22 protein-coding genes are annotated in these 21,537 nt (G+C 49.3%); 14 read left to right on the top strand and 8 right to left on the bottom strand.

The window, feature by feature from the left end:
- Window positions 1-26: 26 nt before the first annotated feature.
- From H9Q79_RS07810 to H9Q79_RS07800, 3 genes are all read left to right on the top strand, one after another.
- Window positions 27-296 (top strand): helix-hairpin-helix domain-containing protein, encoded by a 270-nt coding sequence (locus H9Q79_RS07810; protein WP_118647730.1) that lies wholly within the window; start codon window positions 27-29, stop codon window positions 294-296.
- 114 nt (window positions 297-410) lie between these two features.
- Window positions 411-1,067 (top strand): TetR/AcrR family transcriptional regulator, encoded by a 657-nt coding sequence (locus H9Q79_RS07805; RefSeq protein ID WP_118647728.1) that lies wholly within the window; start codon window positions 411-413, stop codon window positions 1,065-1,067.
- Window positions 1,068-1,178: 111 nt separating this feature from the next.
- Window positions 1,179-2,438 (top strand): MFS transporter, encoded by a 1,260-nt coding sequence (locus H9Q79_RS07800; RefSeq protein ID WP_118647726.1) that lies wholly within the window; start codon window positions 1,179-1,181, stop codon window positions 2,436-2,438.
- Between the two features lie 10 nt (window positions 2,439-2,448).
- On the opposite strand, the gene H9Q79_RS07795 is transcribed toward H9Q79_RS07800, so the two are convergent.
- The 3 genes from H9Q79_RS07795 to H9Q79_RS07785 are packed head-to-tail and all read right to left on the bottom strand — an operon-like array spanning window position 2,449 to window position 6,156.
- The gene (locus H9Q79_RS07795) at window positions 2,449-3,768 is read right to left on the bottom strand and encodes an APC family permease (RefSeq protein WP_249329577.1); all 1,320 of its coding nucleotides are present in this window, start codon (window positions 3,766-3,768) and stop codon (window positions 2,449-2,451) included.
- 60 nt (window positions 3,769-3,828) lie between these two features.
- Window positions 3,829-5,034, bottom strand: a complete 1,206-nt coding sequence (locus H9Q79_RS07790; protein WP_249329576.1) for an MFS transporter — start codon at window positions 5,032-5,034, stop codon at window positions 3,829-3,831.
- A 27-nt stretch (window positions 5,035-5,061) separates the two neighbouring features.
- On the bottom strand, window positions 5,062-6,156 hold the full coding sequence (locus H9Q79_RS07785) for a uroporphyrinogen decarboxylase family protein (RefSeq protein WP_118647720.1): 1,095 nt from the start codon (window positions 6,154-6,156) through the stop codon (window positions 5,062-5,064).
- A gap of 136 nt (window positions 6,157-6,292) precedes the next feature.
- On the opposite strand from H9Q79_RS07785, the gene H9Q79_RS07780 reads away from it, so the two are divergent.
- Entirely contained in the window at window positions 6,293-7,534 is a 1,242-nt protein-coding gene (locus tag H9Q79_RS07780) for a PucR family transcriptional regulator (protein WP_118647718.1), read from the top strand.
- Between the two features lie 170 nt (window positions 7,535-7,704).
- Here the strand turns inward: H9Q79_RS07780 and H9Q79_RS07775 are convergent, their stop codons facing one another.
- A complete protein-coding gene (locus H9Q79_RS07775) occupies window positions 7,705-8,292 on the bottom strand; it encodes a GNAT family N-acetyltransferase (protein WP_118647716.1) in 588 nt (195 codons plus the stop codon).
- A gap of 89 nt (window positions 8,293-8,381) precedes the next feature.
- Between H9Q79_RS07775 and H9Q79_RS07770 the strand changes: the two genes are divergently transcribed.
- Both H9Q79_RS07770 and H9Q79_RS07765 read left to right on the top strand, forming a co-directional pair.
- Window positions 8,382-8,930: an FtsX-like permease family protein gene (locus H9Q79_RS07770; RefSeq protein WP_249329575.1), complete on the top strand. Its 549-nt coding sequence runs from the start codon at window positions 8,382-8,384 to the stop codon at window positions 8,928-8,930.
- A gap of 17 nt (window positions 8,931-8,947) precedes the next feature.
- A complete protein-coding gene (locus tag H9Q79_RS07765; protein ID WP_249329574.1) occupies window positions 8,948-9,421 on the top strand; it encodes an FtsX-like permease family protein in 474 nt (157 codons plus the stop codon).
- A 67-nt stretch (window positions 9,422-9,488) separates the two neighbouring features.
- Here the strand turns inward: H9Q79_RS07765 and H9Q79_RS18275 are convergent, their stop codons facing one another.
- Window positions 9,489-10,454, bottom strand: coding sequence for a collagen-like protein (locus H9Q79_RS18275; RefSeq protein WP_283245099.1), 966 nt, complete (start codon window positions 10,452-10,454; stop codon window positions 9,489-9,491).
- Window positions 10,455-10,473: 19 nt separating this feature from the next.
- The gene (locus H9Q79_RS07750) at window positions 10,474-11,574 is read right to left on the bottom strand and encodes a glycosyltransferase (protein WP_118645508.1); all 1,101 of its coding nucleotides are present in this window, start codon (window positions 11,572-11,574) and stop codon (window positions 10,474-10,476) included.
- A gap of 352 nt (window positions 11,575-11,926) precedes the next feature.
- Here H9Q79_RS07750 and H9Q79_RS07745 point away from each other — a divergent pair, with 352 nt between their 5' ends.
- The 8 genes from H9Q79_RS07745 (at window position 11,927) to H9Q79_RS07710 (ending at window position 19,674) form a co-directional block, all read left to right on the top strand.
- A complete protein-coding gene (locus H9Q79_RS07745) occupies window positions 11,927-12,898 on the top strand; it encodes an alpha/beta hydrolase (protein WP_118645510.1) in 972 nt (323 codons plus the stop codon).
- 89 nt (window positions 12,899-12,987) lie between these two features.
- A complete protein-coding gene (gene tsaA, locus H9Q79_RS07740) occupies window positions 12,988-13,683 on the top strand; it encodes a tRNA (N6-threonylcarbamoyladenosine(37)-N6)-methyltransferase TrmO (protein WP_118645512.1) in 696 nt (231 codons plus the stop codon).
- The gene (gene sfsA, locus H9Q79_RS07735; protein ID WP_118645514.1) at window positions 13,673-14,380 is read left to right on the top strand and encodes a DNA/RNA nuclease SfsA; all 708 of its coding nucleotides are present in this window, start codon (window positions 13,673-13,675) and stop codon (window positions 14,378-14,380) included. The genes tsaA and sfsA overlap by 11 nt, the downstream gene beginning before the upstream one ends.
- Window positions 14,381-14,534: 154 nt before the next feature.
- Window positions 14,535-16,019, top strand: coding sequence for a phosphate--AMP phosphotransferase (locus tag H9Q79_RS07730; RefSeq protein ID WP_118645662.1), 1,485 nt, complete (start codon window positions 14,535-14,537; stop codon window positions 16,017-16,019).
- Between the two features lie 14 nt (window positions 16,020-16,033).
- Window positions 16,034-16,555, top strand: a complete 522-nt coding sequence (locus H9Q79_RS07725) for a nitroreductase family protein (RefSeq protein WP_118645516.1) — start codon at window positions 16,034-16,036, stop codon at window positions 16,553-16,555.
- Entirely contained in the window at window positions 16,552-17,463 is a 912-nt protein-coding gene (locus H9Q79_RS07720) for a radical SAM protein (RefSeq protein WP_118645518.1), read from the top strand. The genes H9Q79_RS07725 and H9Q79_RS07720 overlap by 4 nt, the downstream gene beginning before the upstream one ends.
- A 10-nt stretch (window positions 17,464-17,473) precedes the next feature.
- Entirely contained in the window at window positions 17,474-18,676 is a 1,203-nt protein-coding gene (locus H9Q79_RS07715; RefSeq protein ID WP_118645520.1) for a class I SAM-dependent rRNA methyltransferase, read from the top strand.
- Window positions 18,677-18,714: 38 nt separating this feature from the next.
- Window positions 18,715-19,674, top strand: a complete 960-nt coding sequence (locus H9Q79_RS07710) for an SPFH domain-containing protein (RefSeq protein ID WP_118645522.1) — start codon at window positions 18,715-18,717, stop codon at window positions 19,672-19,674.
- 17 nt (window positions 19,675-19,691) lie between these two features.
- On the opposite strand, the gene H9Q79_RS07705 is transcribed toward H9Q79_RS07710, so the two are convergent.
- Complete coding sequence (locus tag H9Q79_RS07705; protein WP_118645524.1) at window positions 19,692-20,156, bottom strand: TspO/MBR family protein; 465 nt, start codon at window positions 20,154-20,156, stop codon at window positions 19,692-19,694.
- A 211-nt stretch (window positions 20,157-20,367) separates the two neighbouring features.
- Complete coding sequence (locus H9Q79_RS07700; RefSeq protein WP_118645526.1) at window positions 20,368-21,471, bottom strand: ABC transporter substrate-binding protein; 1,104 nt, start codon at window positions 21,469-21,471, stop codon at window positions 20,368-20,370.
- Window positions 21,472-21,537 lie beyond the last annotated feature (66 nt).

Here is a 21,537-nt window from a genome sequence, read left to right as displayed (position 1 = left end):
TATAAAAAGGGAGAAAGGAAAACAGAATGGAAGATGACTTGCTGAAAATACCGGGTGTCGGGAAGAACATAGCCCAGGATCTCAGAAATATCGGTATTCATACGATAGAGGAGCTGAAAGGAAGGGACCCTGAGGAAATATACCGCTTGGATTGCCTGAAAAAAGGGTATCTGGAAGACAGATGCCAGCTCTATGTGTTCCGGTGCGCCGTTTACTACGCGGACCACAGCAGCCATGAGTCAGAAAAATTAAAATGGTGGTACTGGAAAGACAAAGAGTACCCGGAACATTTATAGAGAGGCGTATCATGCGGAAGGGGCGGAGAGGACTGAATAAAAAATCCTTGACAGCGTCAAAAACCGGTGCTATGATCTAAACATACCAATGGTATGTAAAAAGGGGATGAAGGAATGTCAAGGAACAAATATCCGGAAGAAACGGTGAAACGGATCCTGGATGTGGCTCAGCGGCTATTTCTCGAAAAAGGTTATGAAAATACTTCTATACAAGACATTATCGACGGACTGGGCGGACTGTCCAAGGGGGCAGTTTATCACCACTTCAGGTCAAAGGAGGACATTTTCAACGCAGTCGGGGATCGTTATAATGAGCGCGTAGTCGAAGAGCTGCGGGAGGTACGGGATGACAAGACCCTTTCCGGCTATGGGAAGCTGAAAAAGATGTTCCAGCTGTCACTTGCCACTGCCGACAGGGATGTCATGTTCACGGTTGCGCCGGATATGATCGACAATCCAAGGCTGTTGGCCATTCAGATGCGTGAGATATTCAGCGAGGTTGCGCCAAAGTATATATTTCCTGTGATAAAGCAGGGGATACGTGACGGCTCGATTGTGACGGAATATCCGCGGGAATTGTCAGAAGTCATAGTTTTGCTGGCCAACATCTGGCTGAATCCACTGGTGATAAGGGCGGATCTTAGCGAAATGGAGGGCCGGGTGCGCTTTTTTAATGAGCTGCTCTGCGGCATGGGACTGGATCTTCTGGATGATGAGATGCTGGAAAGCTATATCCGTTATTGCAGGCTCTCCCGGAAAGAAACGCCATAGGCGGCCGGGACATTTTAAGGTACACAGCATTTTCTGCCCATGACAGGGCAGATTATTTTTATAATAATACATACCAACGGTTGGTATGTAAAAAGAAAGGATACATAGTATATGAAAGACAAGCTGTTTCAACGAGATTTTACAATGGTAGTGATCGGTCAGATAATTTCACTGTTTGGAAATAATATTCTGCGGTATGCGCTGCCGCTGTATTTACTGAACAAAACGGGGTCCGCGGCGCTGTACGGGATGGTGTTGGCACTTTCCTTTCTGCCGATGGTGATTCTTTCACCGGTTGGAGGCATTATAGCGGACAGGGTGAATAAGCGCAATATTATGGTTTGCCTGGATTTCTGCACTGCCGGCCTGATGGCTTTTTACGCTGCGGCTAACAATACCTTCCAGCTTGTGCCGCTGCTGGTGGCGGTGCTGATGCTCCTATACGGCATTCAGGGAGCTTATCAGCCGGCTGTCCAGGCTTCGCTTCCGGTGCTGGTGTCTTCAGAAAACCTGATGGCAGGCAATGCGGTTGTCAATGCGGTGAATTCACTGGCAGGGGTGATCGGTCCGGTATTGGGAGGGATGGTGTTTGGTTTCTGGGGGCTGCAGCCAATCATTTATATAAGTATTCTATGCTTTTGCATATCTGCAGTGATGGAAATTTTCATCCATATTCCGTATGAAAAGCAGCCCTCAGAAAAAAGTGCGTTTGCTATTGCAGCTTCAGATATGAAGGAAAGCTTCCGTTTCATCCGCAGGGTCAGGCCGGAGATCGGCAGGGTCGGAGTGCTGCTGGCACTGGTAAATCTGATATTTTCTGCACTGATCATCATAGGCCTTCCGGTTGTAATCAACACACAGCTGGGATTTAGCCAGAGCCTTGGCAACAGACTGTACGGTTACGCACAGGGGATGCTGGCAGCGGGAGGGCTGGCCGGCGCTCTGTTATCCGGAAGTATTGGAAGAAAAATGGATATCCGCCATTCAGCCCGCGTTATCTTTCTCTGTACGCTGGCGCTGCTGCCCACAGGGTTCGTACTTTTGGCGGGCGCCGGGGGAATGACAGGGTTTGCGGTCATTGCCGTTTCCTGCATGATCATGATGATTTTATCCACGATTCTCAGTATACAGATGATTACCTACGCGCAGAAGGTAACTCCCGTGAACCTGACCGGGAAAGTCATGGCGTTGGTGAGTTGTATCGTCATGTGCGCGAACCCTATGGGGCAGGCGGTCTACGGCGTGCTGTTTGAACGTTTTTCCGGAAAGGCGTATCTGATCTATTTCGGGGCGTTTATCGTGTGCCTGATTCTCTGCTGGAGGTCGCACAGAACCTTCCGTACAATCGATCATCGGGTGATGACAGAGTGACAGATAGCTGTTATCTCAGGTCATCTTCCGTGTAATTCAGGTGCACATGCTTCGAGCGTGCCAGCGCACAGCAGGAAAAAATCCCCATGGTAACAAGCGCCGTAATCAGTGTTGGCATTCCCATGTCCAGGCCGCTGATGATAACTGTTGCCACCTGCATGGCAGAGCAAATCGCAATTATAATATAATACAGCAGATTTGGAATATGCATGCTGGACTGCTTCCATAAATTCGGATACTTGGCAGGCAGCCGGAATGCCCCGGCTAAAATCAAAATCTTATTGACATAGATTACAAACAGCATTAAATTGGTAGCATTTACGATGGTAAAACCTAATAAAACAGGTATGGAAGCCACAAGATACAGGAGGAGCAGGAACCAATAAGGAGCGCCAAAACGGTTCAGCTTTTTCGTAAACTCCGGAAACCACCCATCCTCTGCGGCCGCGTGCATCGTCCATGCAACTGACGGGAAAATTCCGTTGAAGGTGCTGCAGATCGCCAGCATGGGACCGCAGATCATGAAAAAGAGATAAACCGGTCCGGGCAAAATTGCTCTTGCCGCCACAACTAATGTTTTACCGGCCACTTCTGAAGCGGGCAGGACATTGGAAGCCACAAAGCCCACAAGGCCAAAGATAAAGAATATAATGCAGCTTGTGATAACCAGAGCCTTTGGAAGTGTCTTTCTTGCGTTACTCGCGGCGCCGCCCAGGCCAAACATCAGCTGATGTGATGTGGTAGAAGAGGAAAGCAAAACAACTGCAGAGATAAAGCCGCTGACACCTCCCGTAAAATACAGATCGGAGCTTAATGTAAAAGAACCCGGTCTGAGGTTTGGCAAGCCGAACACTATGAATACAATCAATGCACTCAGCAGAAGGATAACCAGAATATTCTGGATCCTGCTCATTGCCTTGAGGCCAAACAAATTGATGACAAAGAACAATGAGACCGTGGCAAACGCCGCTGCGTTGACGGGTATCTGCGGAAAAATGGCATTCACATAATTTCCCATCGCTAAACTGGTCATGGACAGTGCCACCTGTGTCACAATAAAATTCCATACAAAAATACCAGATAATTTCGTCCCCATCAGAGCCTGTACCATCCGGTATTCGCCGCCTTTGACGCGGATCGTGCTTGCGATAAAGATACCCGGAAGGATTAGAATCAATCCTAAAATGACAGCGCCCGCATAGGCAATGCCTGCAGAACGCCCCGTCATGGCGATGGCAGGACCAATCAGCGATACTACGCCTGAGCCAATCACCATTCCGATGGCGATCATGATCAGCGATGATAAACGAATTCCTTTTTCTTCTTTCATAAGCTTTTCCCCATTCATGTTTTAGCCAGGTATTCACAGCAGCAGAAGGCCAGGGCAATCTTAATCTGCAGAAAGCTTTTTGTTCCTGGTAAGAAGAATCCAGACAACAGAGATCACTGTTAACAAGCCAAAGGCTGCACCCACAAACAGCAGCGCGGTACGGCTGCTGCCATCCCAGATGGAAGCTACCAGATTCAACAGCGGGGTCGTGCAGACTTGCCCGATATATGTAGCCAGCGTTACGATCGTAATCGCCGTCGTTATTCTTTCACGTGGAGCCGTGAAGGTTACCCTTGCGATATTATATGCCATTACAATTCCAATGGAAAAACCGCAGATGACCGCACCGGATAGACAGAGCACCACAACATTGTTTCCGTTGGCGAAGACGAAATAAGCGCCGGTACTGATTGCCAGAGCCAGGGGATACAGCCATCTGCCAAGAAGCTGCTGAAGCCTCCCGAAGAACATGCCGCATATGATAATGCCGACGGTATTGGCGGCGCTCACGTAGCCTGCAACATCCGAACCGCCCAGTCCCAGCTCCTGTACGAATGTACTCGTTTTAATCTGTATAACTGCTCCGATCAGGAAACAGTAGAACCCGCAGAAAACCATCGCCCAGGTGGCGATTCCGAGGGGGCGTTTTTTTCCCGCTGTCTGTGATCGGGCAGGGGCCTCCGGCGGGAGATTGGGAATAAACAAAAGCGCCAGCACTATAAATATAACAGAAAATGCAAGATAGAAGAACATGGTATATCTCCAGTTAATCAGGCCGACCTGGCCAAACAGAATAGATATAATCACGGAAATAATTCCGCCTCCCATAGAAATATAACCCATCACATTGTTGCGGTCGTTTCCCTCATACAGACGGGACGGAATTGCTTTGGAAGAAGGCTGGGACAGGCCGATGGCAAACCCCATGACGGCCCGCATGACCAAAATGCCCATTGTGGTATGCATAAAATAAATACCAGCGCCCGACAGACCGAAAATTGCCCATCCGAGTATCATGATATTGCGCATGCTCATGACTCTGGTGAGCAGGCCGCTGAGCAGCACGCCCGGTATCATGAGAAGACTGGTTATAGAAATTAACCAGCCAATCTGTGTCGGAAGCATGTCGACCTGCATCATTTCCCCGGCTACGGAAGAAACCAGCGTAGTAAAAGAAGACGTATTAGCATTGTACATCAGCGCAATACATACAACAGCGAGAATGATACTGAATTTCATATAATTATTTTTAGCTTTTTCTGCCATACTACTCACTACTCCTCTCATTTACAGTTAGATTTTCATTGAATATGCTTTTCTGCCATATTCATACATGTATTTGTATAAAACATCGCTGAAGCCGTAATTGATATAGGCCACAGGTCCATCGCCATAGGTTTCGTAGAATTCCTTTGCTATTTTTTGTGATAATTCTTCTTCGTCCGGCATCCCGGGAGCAACGACAGGGACGTACACGCCGAATAAAAGGCCCTGGTTTCTGTATTTACTCACAAGCTCGGGCACATGATTCATATTCTGAGGAATCCAGAGATCGATGCCGATTTCAATCATTTCCGGCACAAAGGCTTCCGCCATACCACAGCAGTGAAGTTCAAAGCGCATCCCCAGATCATGAATCGTTCTTACAATTCTTTTAAAATGTGGAAGCAGCCGTTCGTCAAAGGTGTCTCTGGAAAAAAACGGGCCTCTCTGGTGCCCCCAGTCATCGTGCATCAAAATGATATCCGGGTCATAAAATTTTTTCACCCGGTGCATCATATCTACATACAGATCTGTCAGCTTTGTAAAAAATGCATTGCAGGCTTCCCGGTCATCATCTTCAATCATCATCACGGCGGCATTTGAAACATCTAAGATGGACATGACTCTTTCCCAATAGGTAGTCGGTATGCAAAACTCAATCGGAAGCTCCGAAGAAAGATACCGTTGATTGGCCTGCGCGTTCCCTTCCCAGTCTAATTGACTGAGATCCGGCCAGGTCAGTTTTTCCCAGTCCTGGATGCTGTGTATTTTTTCAGTGCCTGGCTCAATCATTGCGCCTCCGACCTGATCCACGTAGCGCCATTTCGTGTCAAACCAGCCTTCCTGAACTTTTCCGATCCGGTCCCATTCCATAGGAGCCTCACCGTCCATGGCATCATGTGCCACGAAAAGGTCAGGAAACATTCTGGGACGGAACGGTTTATAATCTCCGCCTGCCATCCCCACCATAGGATACCAGAAGGGCCGTTTTCCATTTAGCGCCAGCATGGTATTCTCTTTTACAGTGACGGGAGAATCAAGCTTTGGCACTCCGTCTTTTCCTGGCCTGATGGATTCATAATGCCCCAAAACGTTTAATTCTTGTTTGTCAAAAGCAATACCCATTTCATCACCTCCGTTTCAGTATTTGTTGACCATTCATTTATTTGTTGATAAAATAATTATAAATTTACTTTTGAGTAATTGCATTGGATTCAATTCCAATATTCGAAACTTCTTTTTAGAAAAAGGAGAGAAAAGCATGGGACTTTCAGAAAAGAAAATGCTTCTTGTAGATGCACTTTTAAGTCAGAAGGGGTTGCAGGAATTATTAAATATAGCCTCCCGCATCATGGGAAACCCAATGTTTGTGACGGACAGAAGCAATCATGCGATAGCTGTCAGCGACACAAAATATGTGGAAGATATCGGTTGGAACATGATGAAAATCTCAGTGCCGGACCAGGGGCTGGGGGTCCGGGACGCCTGTCTGGAAGAAATCGTAAGCAGCGGAGCCCTGGAGGCCACCTTTCGCTCAGAGCATCCTTATATCCAGCAGTTTTCCTTCAGCACCTTCCGCTATGTCTCATGCCGGATTATTCTGCAAACCCTCGTAATCGGTCAGTTGGTAATGATTGAATGCTTTAACGCCTATACGGACGAAGAGGAGGAGCTTTTGATGTTCGTCGCCCGCATTTTATCGGAGGAAATGCGGCATTACGGGAACCCCCGGATGCAGGCCGTTCCGTATTACGGAATAATTACCGAGTTACTGGAACGAAATCATAAAATCAGTGAGAACCAGCTGATTTCCAGAACGGCGACTCTGGGAATTAAGTTCCCTCTTGTCAGCCGGTTAATCTTGATTCAGCCTGTTCTCAGCGAAATGGAAATGCAGCTCTTTTATCTGCGTAATCTTTTTTTGCAGCGTTTCCCGGATAGTCTGGCCATCACCAAAGATGCGTATATTGTAATGATTGTTGACAACCGCCAGGATATAGGAACCATCTGCAGAAAACTGGAGTTTGAGATAAAAAGGTATCGCGTACAGGCGGGCGTCAGCTCCCTGTGCTACTCGCCGCTGAATCTCAGCACATCATTTCTGCAGGCTCAGGCAGCGATTAACACCGGCAGGAAATTTTCTCCGGATGACCGGATATACTGCTATGCAGATTGGGCCACCCTGCATATGGTAGACTGTGCCTGTCAAAATTGCCCGCCGGAGACATTTTACAGTCCAAAATTCCAGCGGCTCCTCACTTATGATGAGGTGAATCATACCTCTTATACAGAAGATTTGATGACGTATCTTGCAAAGGGGAAAAATATCATGCAAACTGCTGAATGTCTGCACATACATAAGAATTCCATGTATTACCGGCTGGCGAAAATTGAGGAGATCTGCGAATGCAGTTTAAAAGACTATCAGACGACCTTTGAAATGCAGATGGCGATATATTTTTATCGTGAAAGGCTGTTGCTAAATGGTGATAAGCAGGGCTGATCCTGAGAAATCTGCTAATCCTAAATCAACGGTATCAATATAATCAAAATGATTTTTCGCATATAAATGAATAGCCGGCATCCGGCATGCTAGCTTTTCTAATTTGTATATTCATTAATATCTTCTTTTCAAGCGATAAATCACACAATTTTTCAGGAAAAAATCAGGAGTTATGAGCGAAGGAATATTTCTTGCTTTTGGGGCAATACATAGTATGAATCATATCTTGTTCCATCATGCCCGATTAATATTTCGTCAGCATGTTCAAAGCCTAATTGCTTTAATGCCTTAATCCGTTCGGTTGCATTGGAATTTGCTTTTGTTGCAATTATGTCACAATTAAAAAGAGTGTAGGCTGGTTCAATGATCAGGTCTAAGATTTTGATAATTTCATTTGAGAATTCATAATCACTGCGTATATCCAACCGAAGCAATCCGCAGTTTGTAAAATAATCATCAGCATCTCTGTGGAAAAGTTCGATTGTGCCTATTGCTTTGTCAACCGCCTTTGAAACGACCGTCCATCTTACAAAGCCAGCCCTGTTATATTCAAAGAACCAATAATCAATCACCGGTTCCATTTTGTTTTCCGTGGTATAATAAAAATCATCTCCACCACAGTTATCACTATTAAAAAATGGCACGGCCATTTTGTCAGAATAGACCTTTAACAAATCTAAAGCATCCGCTTTACGAACCATTCTTAAAACAAAGCTCTCATTCTCATAGATAGGACAGTTTTTATAAACATCTTCCATATTGAATTCCTCACATTGGCATTTCTGTTATTGCCTGTTGCGCCGTACTTGTGTGTACGATGTTCTTGAATTTTTATTTTGATGTCCGTTTGATTGAGAGTGAGATTACATCAGAATTATCGATGATATTTTATAACGCTAAGGTTTCTACTGCAAAAGTCGTTTGCCTTGTAAGCGGCGGGTGCTTGCTTTTAACTTCGGTTGTTATGCTGTTGTTTTATATTAAGCATTATATTGATGCACACAAAAAGGAACTGGGGATATTAAAGGCTTTGGGATATTCAAATCTTAAAATTGCAAAAAACTTTTGGGTTTTCGGAATTAGTGCTTTTATCGGGACAGCGATTGGCTTTTGGGGAGCATTTCTGATAATGCCAAGACTTTATGCGCTGCAAAACAAAGATAAAATGCTTCCAGAAGTAACGATACATTTTCATCCCTCCATATTGTTTTATTTCGTAGTATTGCCGACAGTGCTTTTTTCAGTGCTTTCGATTTGCTATGCCTGGTACAAATTGAAAAAGCCCGTATTGCTGCTCCTGAAAGATAACCTGCAAGCCGCATCTAAAACCTTAAAAAACAGTTCTGAAAAAAACAGGGAATCTTCATTTTTAGAGGATCTGAAAAAAATACCTTGAAATGTAAGAAGACTCTTGTGTTTTTCATTGTTTTTGCTTCATTTTGTTTTTCTGCAATGACACAGATGTCTTTCAGCATGAAAGACTTATCAAGCGAAATGATGGGTGTAATGATTTTGATGATCGGACTTGTATTAGCGTTTACAACGCTGTTCCTTGCCATAACAACAGTTATAAATGGAAATACAAAAACTATCGCTATGATGAGAGTTTTTGGCTATACACAAAAAGAATGCAGTCAGGCAATTCTCGGTGGATACAGACCCATGTCCTATATCGGTTTTGCGATCGGAACCGTATATCAGTACATACTGCTTCGGATTATGGTAGATATTGTATTTAAGGATGTTGAGGGCGTCCCCGCTTATAAGTTTGATTTCCCTGTTATGCTATTTTCCCTGGCTGTTTTTATAGCGGTTTATGAAATCCTGATGCATGCCTATTCGGAAAGAATAAGAAAGATTTCAATTAAAGAGATTATGATCGAATAAAAGGTTGCCCTTGTTTCGGCCCGCAGGTGCAGAAACAAGGGCAAACAACTTTTTACGGGAGCTTTTGTCAGGTGGCGCTGCTGATTTTTTTTACAGTCAACAGGGCATTTGCATTGCCGTTAACAATTGCATCCAAATTGGCGGGCAGCGTGCGGACAATGGCGATTGCCAGATCCAGCACATCATTCGCGGCCAGAGATACGATTGTTGAGGCGGCCAGACGGCCGTCATAAGTGGTTCCGGCAGAGTCGTCGGCGGAAAGAGTCTGAGAACCCCGCGTCTGCTGAAGCATTGTTCCATTTCTGCGGACCCCGGCTGCGGCTGTGATGGATTGATTGGCATTGAGCAGGAGGTTATAAGTGATTTCATAATCACCGGTTTCGCTGACAGTTATTGAATTTGCGGCAGGATAAGATACATTCAGGGCCGGCATGGTCGTGTTCAGTGATATCGGTATATATTCATCGGCCTGGGTAAAAAAGAGGAGCTGTGTACTCGAATTGTATCTTCCGCCATAGGCGGCGAGTCCGCTCGCAGTGTTGCCTGCAGGTCCGGTAGCGCCGGTAGCGCCTGCAGGTCCGGCAGGTCCGGTAGCCCCGGTAGGCCCGGCAGCCCCCGGAGCCCCGGTAGGTCCGGCAGGCCCGGCAGCGCCGGTAGGTCCGGCAGGTCCAGCAGCGCCAGTAGCCCCGGTAGGTCCGGCAGGCCCTGTAGCGCCGGTAGGTCCGGCAGGCCCTGTAGCGCCGGTAGGTCCGGCAGGCCCGGTAGCGCCAGTAGCGCCGGTAGGTCCGGCAGGTCCGGTAGCCCCGGCGGGGCCGGTAGTTCCGCTAGGCCCGGCAGGACCGGGACAGCCTCTGGGGCCTGTGCAGCCCTGCGGTCCTGCAGGTCCGGTAGGTCCGGGTTTGCAGCAGCTGGACTGGCAGTGGCTGTCGTTTCCGCAGAATATGTTAGCGCATTCATTGATTTCTGACTGTGGGGATTGCTCAGAATCCTGACAGCTGCGGCTGTTTTTTTTGTCGCGGCGATTAAAGAACATAGAGTCTCTCCTTTACTTTTTAGGCCGGGCCAGACGCGTCAGAGGTAATCCCCAGCAGCTTTTCAAAATAACGCTGATTTGCACGGACTTCTCTGGCATAGGGTTTCAGTACCATGGAACGCAGGTGGTATTCCCAGGCCTTTTGATGATTGCCCAGCCGGTCATAGCAGACGCAGAGCTGGATATACGGGATATAATCGTGGCAGTCCTGCCGGACAAAGCTCCCGGCAGTTTCATCTGGTTTCGCGGCGATGGCCTGCTGATACCAGTAGGCGGCCAGGCGGTATAGTTGTCTGTTAAGCAGATGGCGGCCGATCTCACAGCAGATTTCCGCTCTCGGGATATCCAGAGAAAAGCTGTGAAAAAGGGCGTGGATACTTTCTTCCTCCCTGCCGAGCTGATCATAGCAGTATGATAGCTGCATGCAGGCGTCGATCTGATTCTCAATCCAGCCCCCAGGCTCTTTCAGGAATGCTATAAAAATCCTGGCTGCTTCTTCATAGCGTTTGTGGTAATAGAGCTCCCGGCCGTAGTAAAACTGATGACGCGGTTCCAGGATTTCCCCATTCTGGAGCATCATTTCATATATGTTCAGATTTCTGTCAGGGTCTCCGGCCGTTAGCTTCCGGTGCTCAATTTCTATGGGAGAATGCAGGACGGTACCGGAGGGGGTTACGGCCTCATGTACCTTTCCCGACCACCTGTATCCGCATCTGTTTTTTATAAGCCGCTCTCTGTAATAAGAGAATACAGGCTTGTTCTTTTCATCAAAGTTTGTCACGTATTTCATCATTACCATGTCTGTAGATGGGTTCAGTGTATGTTTTAGTGTCAACAGTTCTGCCAACCAGCGGGGAGAGATCACATCATCCGCATCCAGCCACATCCAGTAGTCCATAGATGCTTTGGAACAGATGAAGTTTCTGGCGGCTGAGAAGTCCTGGACCCAGGGGAAATCAAATACGAGTGGGGTATATTGCAGAGCCAGGGCCTTTGTCTGGTCTGTGGAGCCAGTATCTGCGATGAGAATTTCATCTGCAACCGTTTTCATGGGTTCCAGAATACGGGGAAGAACGGCCTCTTCGTTTTTTACAATCATACACAGGCTAATCGTGATCATGGGAACCTCCATAATTATACCCGCAGGGCATCCCGTAATGCATGCCCAGACGGGCGGGGGAACAGCTTTGCTGTTCCGCTATATATGAGAGAGCATGGCTTCTACAGGGGTTTTGGGTACAGCCATATTCCTCATACAATTAATATATGCCAGCCGCGGTTATTTGCCATTCTACTGCAGCAGTGTTTTAAGAATTCTATGAAAGAATCCCTCCAGCTCTGCCGAAAGGCATTTTTGTTACATATCAGGCGGAGGTTGAATATTTTAATTCTATAAGCCTGCGGCATCGGCGGGGAATTGTCTTTCTATCCAGCCCGGGCCGTCAGTAGAGATCAGGAGGAATAATGGTGTTATGATAAAGAGAATTTCGCTGGAACCGGCGGCAATTGAGGTTAGCGATGCAAATGCGGTGCCGCCGCTGATTTTTCAGCTTCCGCCCTGCAAAGGCCGTGAAGTGCTGGAAGAGGTACAGAGTTCACCCGTGTGCATGTGTCCGGCTGAGATCCAGAAGACTATGGTGAATACAGGAAGATGGGGAAGAATTCGTGTGTATGTGGTGCGTCCGGAACGGAGGCAATGTACCGGAAATGTCATTTTCTATATTCACGGCGCCGGCTGGGTATTCGGAAGTTTTTATACCCATGAAAAGCTGGTGAGGGAGTTGGCGGCCCGGACAGGATCTGTTATCATATTCCCGGAATATTCCAGAGCGCCTGAAGCACGGTATCCTATAGCTATAGAACAGTGTTACCAGATACTCTGTATGCTGCCGGCCCTCGCGGCACAATCGGGTTTTGAACTGAATCCGGAGACTCTGACCGTGGCCGGGGACAGTGCAGGAGGCAATATGGCAATCGCTATGACCCTGATGGCAAAATACCGAAGAGGGCCGTATATCCAGAAACAGCTTTTGTATTATCCTGTGACAAACGCCTGTTTCCAGACCAGTTCCTACTGCCAGTTTGCCGAAGATTATTACCTGTACCGTGAAGGAATGATCTGGTTTTGGAATCAGTATACCAGGTCAGAACGGGAGCGGAACCAGATTACTGCATCGCCTCTGCGCACCAGCCAGGAAAACCTGAGGGGCCTGCCCACGGCCATGATCCTCAACGGAGAAGCTGATGTACTGAGAGATGAAGGTGAAGCATATGCCAGGAAACTTCGGGATGCAGGGGTCAGCGTGACTGCCATACGGTTCCAGGGGATGATCCATGATTTTGTTATGCTGAATGCGCTGGATCAGACAAATGCCTGCCGCGCGGCCATGAACGTGTCTGTGGACTGGATTAACGAGCTGAATTGTGAAAGAAGCTGCGGTTAACCGGAGAGGAGTTCTGTCTCAGCTTCCGGTTGTAAAAAACGGATACTTTTTGTATAATGTAGGCAGAATACAAAAGGAGTGGTGATTTTATGAAAATAATAGCCCGTGTCCGCAGTGATTTCCCGACCAAATTCGGTATTCCCCGCCAGAGCGGACTGGTGCCGGAGCTGAAGGCCCGGATCGTCTTTGAACCGGAATACCGGAACCCGGATGCCGTACGGGGGCTGGATCAGTTCTCGTATATCTGGCTGCTCTGGCAGTTTTCCGAAGCCCTCAGGGATACCTGGTCCCCAACGGTGAGGCCTCCGAGGCTGGGCGGGAATACCCGTGTGGGTGTATTTGCCAGCCGTTCCCCGTTCCGGCCCAACAGCCTGGGACTGTCGTCGGTGAGACTGGATAAAATTGATCTGGATTCTGACCTGGGACCGGTGCTGTATATTTCCGGCGGTGACCTGATGGATGGCACTCCGGTATTTGATATCAAGCCATATCTGCCGTATGTTGACAGCCATCCGGACGCGGAGGGTGGTTTCACCGACCAGACGCGGGAATATGGGCTGCGTGTGGACATTCCGGAGTGCCTTATGGGGTATGTTCCGGAGGAGAAACGGGCGGCGCTGGCGGCGGTCCTGGCGAACGACCCGCGGCCATCTTATCAAAATGACCCTTCCCGGGTGTATGGCTTTTTTTTCGCAGGGCTGGAGGTAAGATTTACTGTGGCGGACGGTGTGCTGTGCGTATGTGAAATTGTAAAAAACGGAGGCCAGGACGGCCATGAAGTATGAGCGGATAGAACCGGCCGTATTTCTGGAACGGCCGAACCGGTTTGTAGCCCATGTGCTGCTAGAGGGCCAGGCGGAGAAAACCGTCTGTCACGTAAAGAATACGGGCCGCTGCAGGGAGCTGCTTGTACCGGGCACGGCTGTCTATGTGCAGAGGGCGGCCAATCCGGAGCGAAAGACCGGATATGATCTGATCTGTGCCGTGAAGAACGGCAATCTGGTCAACATGGATTCCCAGGCTCCCAACGAGGCGGCGGCGGAATGGCTGGCAAAGGGGAACCTGTTTTCAAAGGGGGCGAAGATCCGGCGGGAAGTCCGTCATGGCGGCTCGCGGTTTGACCTGTACATAGAGGATGGAGAGCGGAAAGCTTTTATGGAGGTTAAGGGAGTGACCCTGGAGGAGGGCGGGATTGCCAAATTCCCTGACGCGCCCACAGAGAGAGGTGTGAAGCATGTGGAAGAGCTGGCTGCCTGCTGTGGGGCGGGATATGAAGCCTATCTGCTGTTTGTCGTACAGATGAAGGGCGTCCGCTTCCTGACGCCAAACGATGACACACATCCCGCTTTTGGAGCCGCGCTGCGGAAAGCGGCAGCCGCAGGGGTGAGAATCCTGGCGGCAGACTGTCTGGTGACGGCAGATACGATGGAGATCGCCAATGAAATTCCGATTTTACTCACATCCCCTTATATTTTAGAATGATTTATGGTAAAATATAAGCAGTAATACCCGAAGCCGCACGTATAGTCTGCCGGCTTCGGGTTATCTGTATCAAAGGGGCTTAGTGGCTATCGTGAAACTGTTGTGCAGCAGCCCCGGATCAGAATGTCAGAATACAAAGATGGGAGGGATCGGAATGCTGGAAAACGTTGATGTGTCAAAACAAATGGATAAAAAAGAGGCGAAGGAGCTTCTGGATTCTCTGGATGCGGAGATTTCAGCTCTTCAGAGGAAGGCAAAGGAGCTGGGGATACCGGTTATGATCGTATTTGAAGGATGGGGCGCTTCCGGCAAGGGAACACTGATTAACCGTCTGATCCAGCCCATGGACCCGAGAGGCTTCCGGGTGTTCAGCATTAATAAGGCAACGGAGGAGGAGGAATTTCATCCTTATATGTGGCGTTTCTGGACAAAGGTGCCTGGCCGGGGAAGGATTCATATCTTTGACAGGAGCTGGTATGGCAAGGTGCTGCGGGATCGGGTGGACCATGAGATGACCAGAGATCAGGTGGCCTGCGGATACCACGATATTAATTCTTTTGAACATATGCTGTCTGTGGATGGCATGCTGATTCTCAAATTCTTCCTGCATATTTCTAAAAAGGAGCAGAAGAGACGGTTTGAAAAGCTGGAAGAGTCGCCGGAGACCCGATGGAGAGTTACGAAGGAGGACTGGAAGCATCATAAGCAGTATGAAGAATATCTGAGAGCATATGACGAAATGTTGGAGAATACCGACACCGCCTGGGCGCCCTGGTGTCTGGTGGAGGCGGAAAACTATCAGTATGCGGCCGCCAAGATTCTTTCCTGTGTTGCCGAAGGGCTGAAAGCTCAGATCGAGAAAGTTTCAATTGCCAAAGAGACCCCTGCAGCCGGAACGAAGGCAGAGCATGCGTCCAGGCTTCGGATCACGCCGCTGGCTGACGCAAAGCTTGACAGAAGCTATACGAAAGAGGAATATAAGAAAAAGCTGAAGGATTATCAGAGAAGGCTTACGATGCTTCACAGCGAGCTGTATAAAAAACGAGTTCCTGTAGTCCTGGTGTTCGAGGGCTGGGATGCCGGAGGCAAGGGCGGCGCCATTAAACGTCTGACCCAGTGCATGGACCCCAGGGGATACGAGGTGATTCCCACCGCGGCGCCGAATGACGAAGAGAAGGCCCACCACTATCTCTGGCGGTTCTGGCGGCGGATGCCGAAGGCAGGACATGTGGCTATTTTTGACAGGAGCTGGTATGGGCGCGTCATGGTTGAGCGGGTGGAGGGCTTCTGCACAGAACAGGAATGGCAGAGGGCTTATCAGGAAATGAATGAGATGGAAGAGGAGCTGGCAGCCTCAGGGGCCGTCGTGATAAAATTCTGGATGCAGATTGACAAAGAGGAACAGGAACGGCGCTTCCTGGCCAGGCAGGAGAATCCTGAGAAGAGCTGGAAGCTGACAGACGAGGACTGGAGGAACCGTGAGAAATGGGACCAATACGAGGCGGCAGTCAATGAGATGATCGTCAAAACCTCCACCCACCAAGCCCCCTGGGTCATTGTGGAGGGGAATTGTAAGTATTACGCGCGCATTAAGGTGCTCAGGACAGTTGTAAACGCGCTGGAAAAGCGAATGAAATGAAAGGAGAGGGGCATATGGATAATGCGATTCTGAAAATTATGAGAGAGCGGAGAAGCATCCGCAAGTATAAAAAGGAACAGATCACAGAGGAACAGCTTCAGGCGATACTGGAAGCGGGCACCTATGCGCCGACGGGGATGGGGGCACAGTCTCCCCTCATCCTGGCGGTCCAGGAACCGGAGGTGATCAGCCTGCTGTCACGGCTCAATGCGGCTGTGATGGGAACAGATTCTGATCCCTTCTATGGAGCGCCTACCGTGCTGGTTGTGCTGGCGGACCGGAACCGGCCGACGTATGTGGAGGACGGCAGCCTGGTCATCGGCAATATGCTGAATGCCGCCCATTCTGTGGGTGTGGATTCCTGCTGGATACACAGGGCCAGAGAAGTATTTGAAGGGGATGAGGGGAAAAGATTGCTGGAACAGTGGGGTATCCCAGGCCATTACGCAGGGATCGGCCATTGCGTCCTGGGGTACAGAGACTGTGAATACCCGGCGGCAAAGCCCAGAAAGGATAAGTATATCATAAGAGTATGACCTACATACAGATGGATCAGTGCAGGATCTGCCCCCGGAAATGCGGAGCGGCAAGAAACAAGGGCGGTACAGGCGTCTGCGGCGTGACGGCAGAGCTGAAGGTTGCAAGGGCCGCCCTGCATATGTGGGAAGAACCCTGCATATCAGGAGCGCGGGGTTCAGGGACAGTATTTTTCTCCGGCTGTGCCTTGGGCTGCGTCTATTGCCAGAATGAAGCTCCGGCCGCAGGGCAGGCAGGTGTGACAGTCACCGCCGCCCGCCTGGCGGAACTATTCCTGGAGCTGCAGGATAAAGGGGCGGCGAATATTAATCTGGTCACGCCCAGCCATTACGTGCCGCAGATCCTGGACGCCGCCGTGCAGTCGCGGGCCAGGGGATTAAAATTGCCGTTTGTCTACAACTGCGGCGGATACGAAGACCCGGAGAGCCTCCGGATGCTGGAGGACGTGGTGGACGTTTACCTGACAGATTTCAAGTATATGGATGGGGAGGCCGCACTCAGATATTCAAAGGCTCCCGATTATCCTGTCCGGGCGAAAGGGGCTCTGGAAGAGATGGTGCGCCAGCAGCCGGAGCCTGTGTTTGATTCGGAAGGCATGATGCAAAAAGGAGTGATTGTGCGTCATCTGCTTTTGCCCGGCCATGTGGAAAACGGCCGTCAGGTGGTGAAATATGTCTATGAGTCATACGGGAATAGGGTGTATTTAAGCCTGATGAACCAGTACACCCCCTTCCCGCGGCTCGCCGGCCGGTTTCCGGAGCTGTGTCGGAGAGTGACAAAACGGGAGTATCACGCATTGGTAGATTATGCGCTGGAGCTGGGGGTGGAAAATGGATTTATACAGGAGGGCGAGACAGCGCAGGAAAGCTTCATCCCTTCTTTTAACGGAGAGGGAGTAAAGAAATGAGGAGTTATTTATGGGCTTTGGAATAGTGACATTGAAAAAAGGGGAAGGCCGGCTGATGAAATCAGGCGGTCCCTGGATATTTGATAACGAAATAGCAAACGTAACCGGAGATTTTGAGAACGGTGATCTGGTGTTGGTCCATGATTTTGACGGATATCCGCTGGGACGGGGATTTCTGAACTGGAATTCAAAGATCCGTGTCCGAATGATGACCAGAGATCAGGAGCAGGAGGTAGATGAAGAATTCCTGGGCTTAAGGCTGAGGGAAGCCTGGGAGTACAGGAAGAAGGTGGTGGACACAGGCAGCTGCCGTCTGGTGTTCGGGGAAGCCGATTTCCTGCCGGGTCTGGTGGTGGATAAATTTTCAGATGTGCTGGTCGTGCAGTCTCTGGCGCTGGGCATGGACCGGATGAAGGAGGCGGCTGTCCGGCTGCTGAAGGAGATTTTGGCTGAGGATGGAATTAAGATCCGGGGCGTCTATGAGAGAAGTGACGCGAAAGTACGGCAGCAGGAGGGTATGGAGCGCACGAAAGGTTTCATTGGGGACACTTTCGACACGAATGTGGAAATTATGGAAAACGGAGTCCGATACATAGTCGATGTGAAGGAAGGGCAGAAAACAGGTTTCTTTCTGGATCAGAAATATAACCGGCTGGCAATCCAGAAGCTCTGCGGAGGGGCGAGGGTTCTGGACTGCTTCACCCATACAGGTTCTTTTGCCCTGAATGCCGGAATGGGCGGGGCGGCAAGCGTCCTGGGCGTGGACGCCTCGGAGCTGGGAGTCAGCCAGGCCCGTGAAAATGCCTGCCTGAACGGGATGGAGGACCGGGTTCGGTTCGTGTGCAGGGATGTGTTTGAACTGTTGCCGGAGCTGGAAGAACAGGGGGAGAAATTCGATGTGATCATCCTGGACCCTCCCGCCTTTACGAAATCCAGGAACTCAATAAAAAATGCAGTCAGGGGCTACAGGGAGATTAATCTGAGGGCAATGAAGCTGCTGAAGGACGGGGGCTTTCTGGCCACTTGCTCCTGTTCGCATTTCATGAGCTATGAGCTGTTTACACAGACGATCAACCAGGCGGCGAAAAATGTACACAGGAGGCTGCGCCAGGTGGAATACAGGACCCAGGCGCCGGATCATCCGATCCTGTGGGCGGCGGAAGAATCTTATTACTTAAAATTTTATATCTTTCAGGTGTGTGAGGAACGTTGACCGGAATTTAACAGACAAAAGAAGAGGAGAACAGATTTATGGTGAATTCATTTATTGCGATTGTAGGTCTTGTTGTAGCTGTCGGGGGAATTGTCCTGGCGATTCTCCGCCGGGGCAAACAATACCGGGAAGTCAATGAGAAAAAGCAGTTTCCCGCGCCGGTTCTTTTGATCATAGCCGGATGCGTGCTGGGCCTTTTGTCCCAGAGCTTTACGGTGATACCCACCGGCTACAGCGGAGTGAAAACGACTTTTGGACAGATTTCAGAGAGCACAGTACAGAATGGGATTAATTTTAAGATCCCCTTTGCCCAGTCCATCGAGATGGTCAATAATAAGATGCAGGACATTAAATACGCAGACCAGATCTGGAGTGAGACCAGTGACCGTACGGCTATCTATTATTCAGACGTGACAGTAACTTATCAGATCAACAATGAGAAATCTGCCTGGATTTATGCAAACGTGGGAAATTATCAGGAAAACCTGGTATCCCAAACCCTTGTGGCGTCGGCTCTTAAGGCCAGCAGCAAGAGCCTGAAGGATACGGATGCCACGAATCGTTCTATCATTGAGCCGGCCGCCCAGGAGAGCATTCAGCAGTCACTGGACGATAAATACGGGAAGGATATTGTTTTCATACGGAAAGTCGTGATCGGCGGGGCGGATTTTGAGGAAAGCTACAACCAGGCTATAGCGGACAAGCAGAACGCCCAGCTGGCCTATGAAAAACAGCAGATTGAGAATCAGAATGCGATTGAAAAAGCCGAAGCAGATGCCGAAGCTAAGAGGATTGCGGCAGAAGGCGAGGCAGATGCTAACAAGATACTGGCAGATTCCCTGTCGGATGACATCTTCAAACAGATGATGCTGGAGAAATGGGACGGCCAGCTTCCGAAGGTGACAGATTCCGGAAGCAACGTGTTCGACGTGACGGGTCTTCTGGGCGAGGAAGAGGACGGAAGCCAGGGTACAGGCAACGCAGAGGCCGGCCAGTAAGGGGGAAGCGTCCTGTATTAATTTAACCGGTAAATTGCGAAGTTCAGGCATGCCGCAAACAGGCACCACAGTAAATAAGGGATCTGCAGATAGGCGGCGGCAGGGCTTATCTGGTAGAATGAATAGATCATCAGCACGATGAGTACAATGAGTGCAATCAGCCATATAAAGGCCAGGAGATACTGGGAAAAAGCAAAAAACAGGATGCTCCAGAAAAAGTTAAAAAACAGCTGTACACCATAGAGCTTCAACGCGTTCTTTTTCCCGGGATCTTCAGAGGTATAGACCAGGTATGAAGATATGCCCATGAGCACGTACAGGATCGTCCATACAATGGGGAAGAGGACGGCAGGAGGGCTGAAGGAAGGTTTTTCAAAAGAGGAATATTTCATCATATTACCGCTGAAGAGCGCGGAAAGAGATCCGACAGCCAGCGGGATCAGAATAGAGATAATAAGAGCGGCTTTATTTTTGATTTTCATGTGATACCTCAAAAGTTGTTCAATCATAAATATGACTGCAGGAATGAGATTATGAGTGTTATCCCCACGGCCGTATTAAATACACATTTTTTTACCAATAAAATCAATCATTGATGCAAATAATGTAAGACAAAATGAAGAAACGCCAGTGCCGTCAAATGCATGCTCTGGCGCTTCTCCATTTTGGACTTACTTTACAGCTCCCATTTTTTTATTTCTGTGCGGCGGTTTTTGCGTAACCGGTTGTCACCAGTTTATCGTAAGGAGCCCGTTCTGCCAGTTCACCGGCGCTTTCCAGAATATTCTGAAGCAGGTCGAAACTGTCCTGTTCAAAGATCAGGTTGGATTTCCAGGTGTCCTGTTCGTAATAACGGGTTACGATGGTCGTGATTGTGGAAATATCGGTCTCTACAAACTGTGAAGAAATCACGCCTGCAATTTCCTCCGGGGTATGGGTCTGGACATAATCCATCCCTTTCTGAAGAGCGTTGGTGAAGGACTGGATGATTTCAGGATGCTCTTCCATATAGCTGGACTTTGCACTGAAAGCCGTGTAGGGGACGTAGCCGGATTCTTCGCCCACGGACGCGACCACATAGCCGGCGCCTTCTTCCTCCAGGGCTGTGGCGGAGGGTTCAAACTCAATGCTGAAGTCGCCCTGGCCGCCTGAGAAAGCTGCGGCTGTAGAACCGAAATCAATACTCTGGTTGATTTCCAGATCAGCGGCCGGGTCGATGCCATTCTGTTTCAAAACGTATTCAAAGACCATTTCCGGCATTCCGCCTTTCCGGCCTCCCAGCACATTTTTGCCCTTCAGGTCATCCCATTTAAAGTCAGCCATCGGTTCCCGGGCAACCACAAAGTTGCCGGCGCGTTGGGTCAGCTGGGCGAAGTTCACAACCACATCGTTCGCCCCCTCCAGATAAGCGTAGATAGAAGATTCCGGTCCCATGAATCCGATATCCGCTTCCCCGGAGATCAGGGCGGTCAGAACCTTGTCAGCCCCGAATCCTGTAACCAGAGTCAGATCGATTCCCTCTTCCTCAAAATACCCTTCCTCAATGGCCACATACATCGGCGCGTAAAAAATAGAATGTGCCACTTCGTTCAAAGTGACGGGAGTGAGTGCGTCCGCATCGTCCGTATCATTCGAAGCGGAGGATGAGGAGGAGGCAGAAGAAGCGCTGGAAGAAGCAGAAGAAGCCGTCGGCGAACCGGAGTCCGCGGGCTCTTTGGCAGATTCCTTTCCACAGCCGGCAAACAGCAGGGAAAGCGTCAGGGGCAGGCAGAGCATGGATACAATTTTCTTTTTCATAATAACCTCCATAATTCCTTGTGGCAATCATTGTGTATCAACAATTTATTCTATGTGAAATTCCTG

The organism is Wansuia hejianensis (assembly GCF_014337215.1).
Classification (GTDB): Bacteria; Bacillota; Clostridia; order Lachnospirales; family Lachnospiraceae; genus Scatomonas; species Scatomonas hejianensis.
The sequence above is the reverse complement of the archived record's forward strand: the minus strand, read 5'-3'. Positions and strand labels throughout refer to the sequence as shown.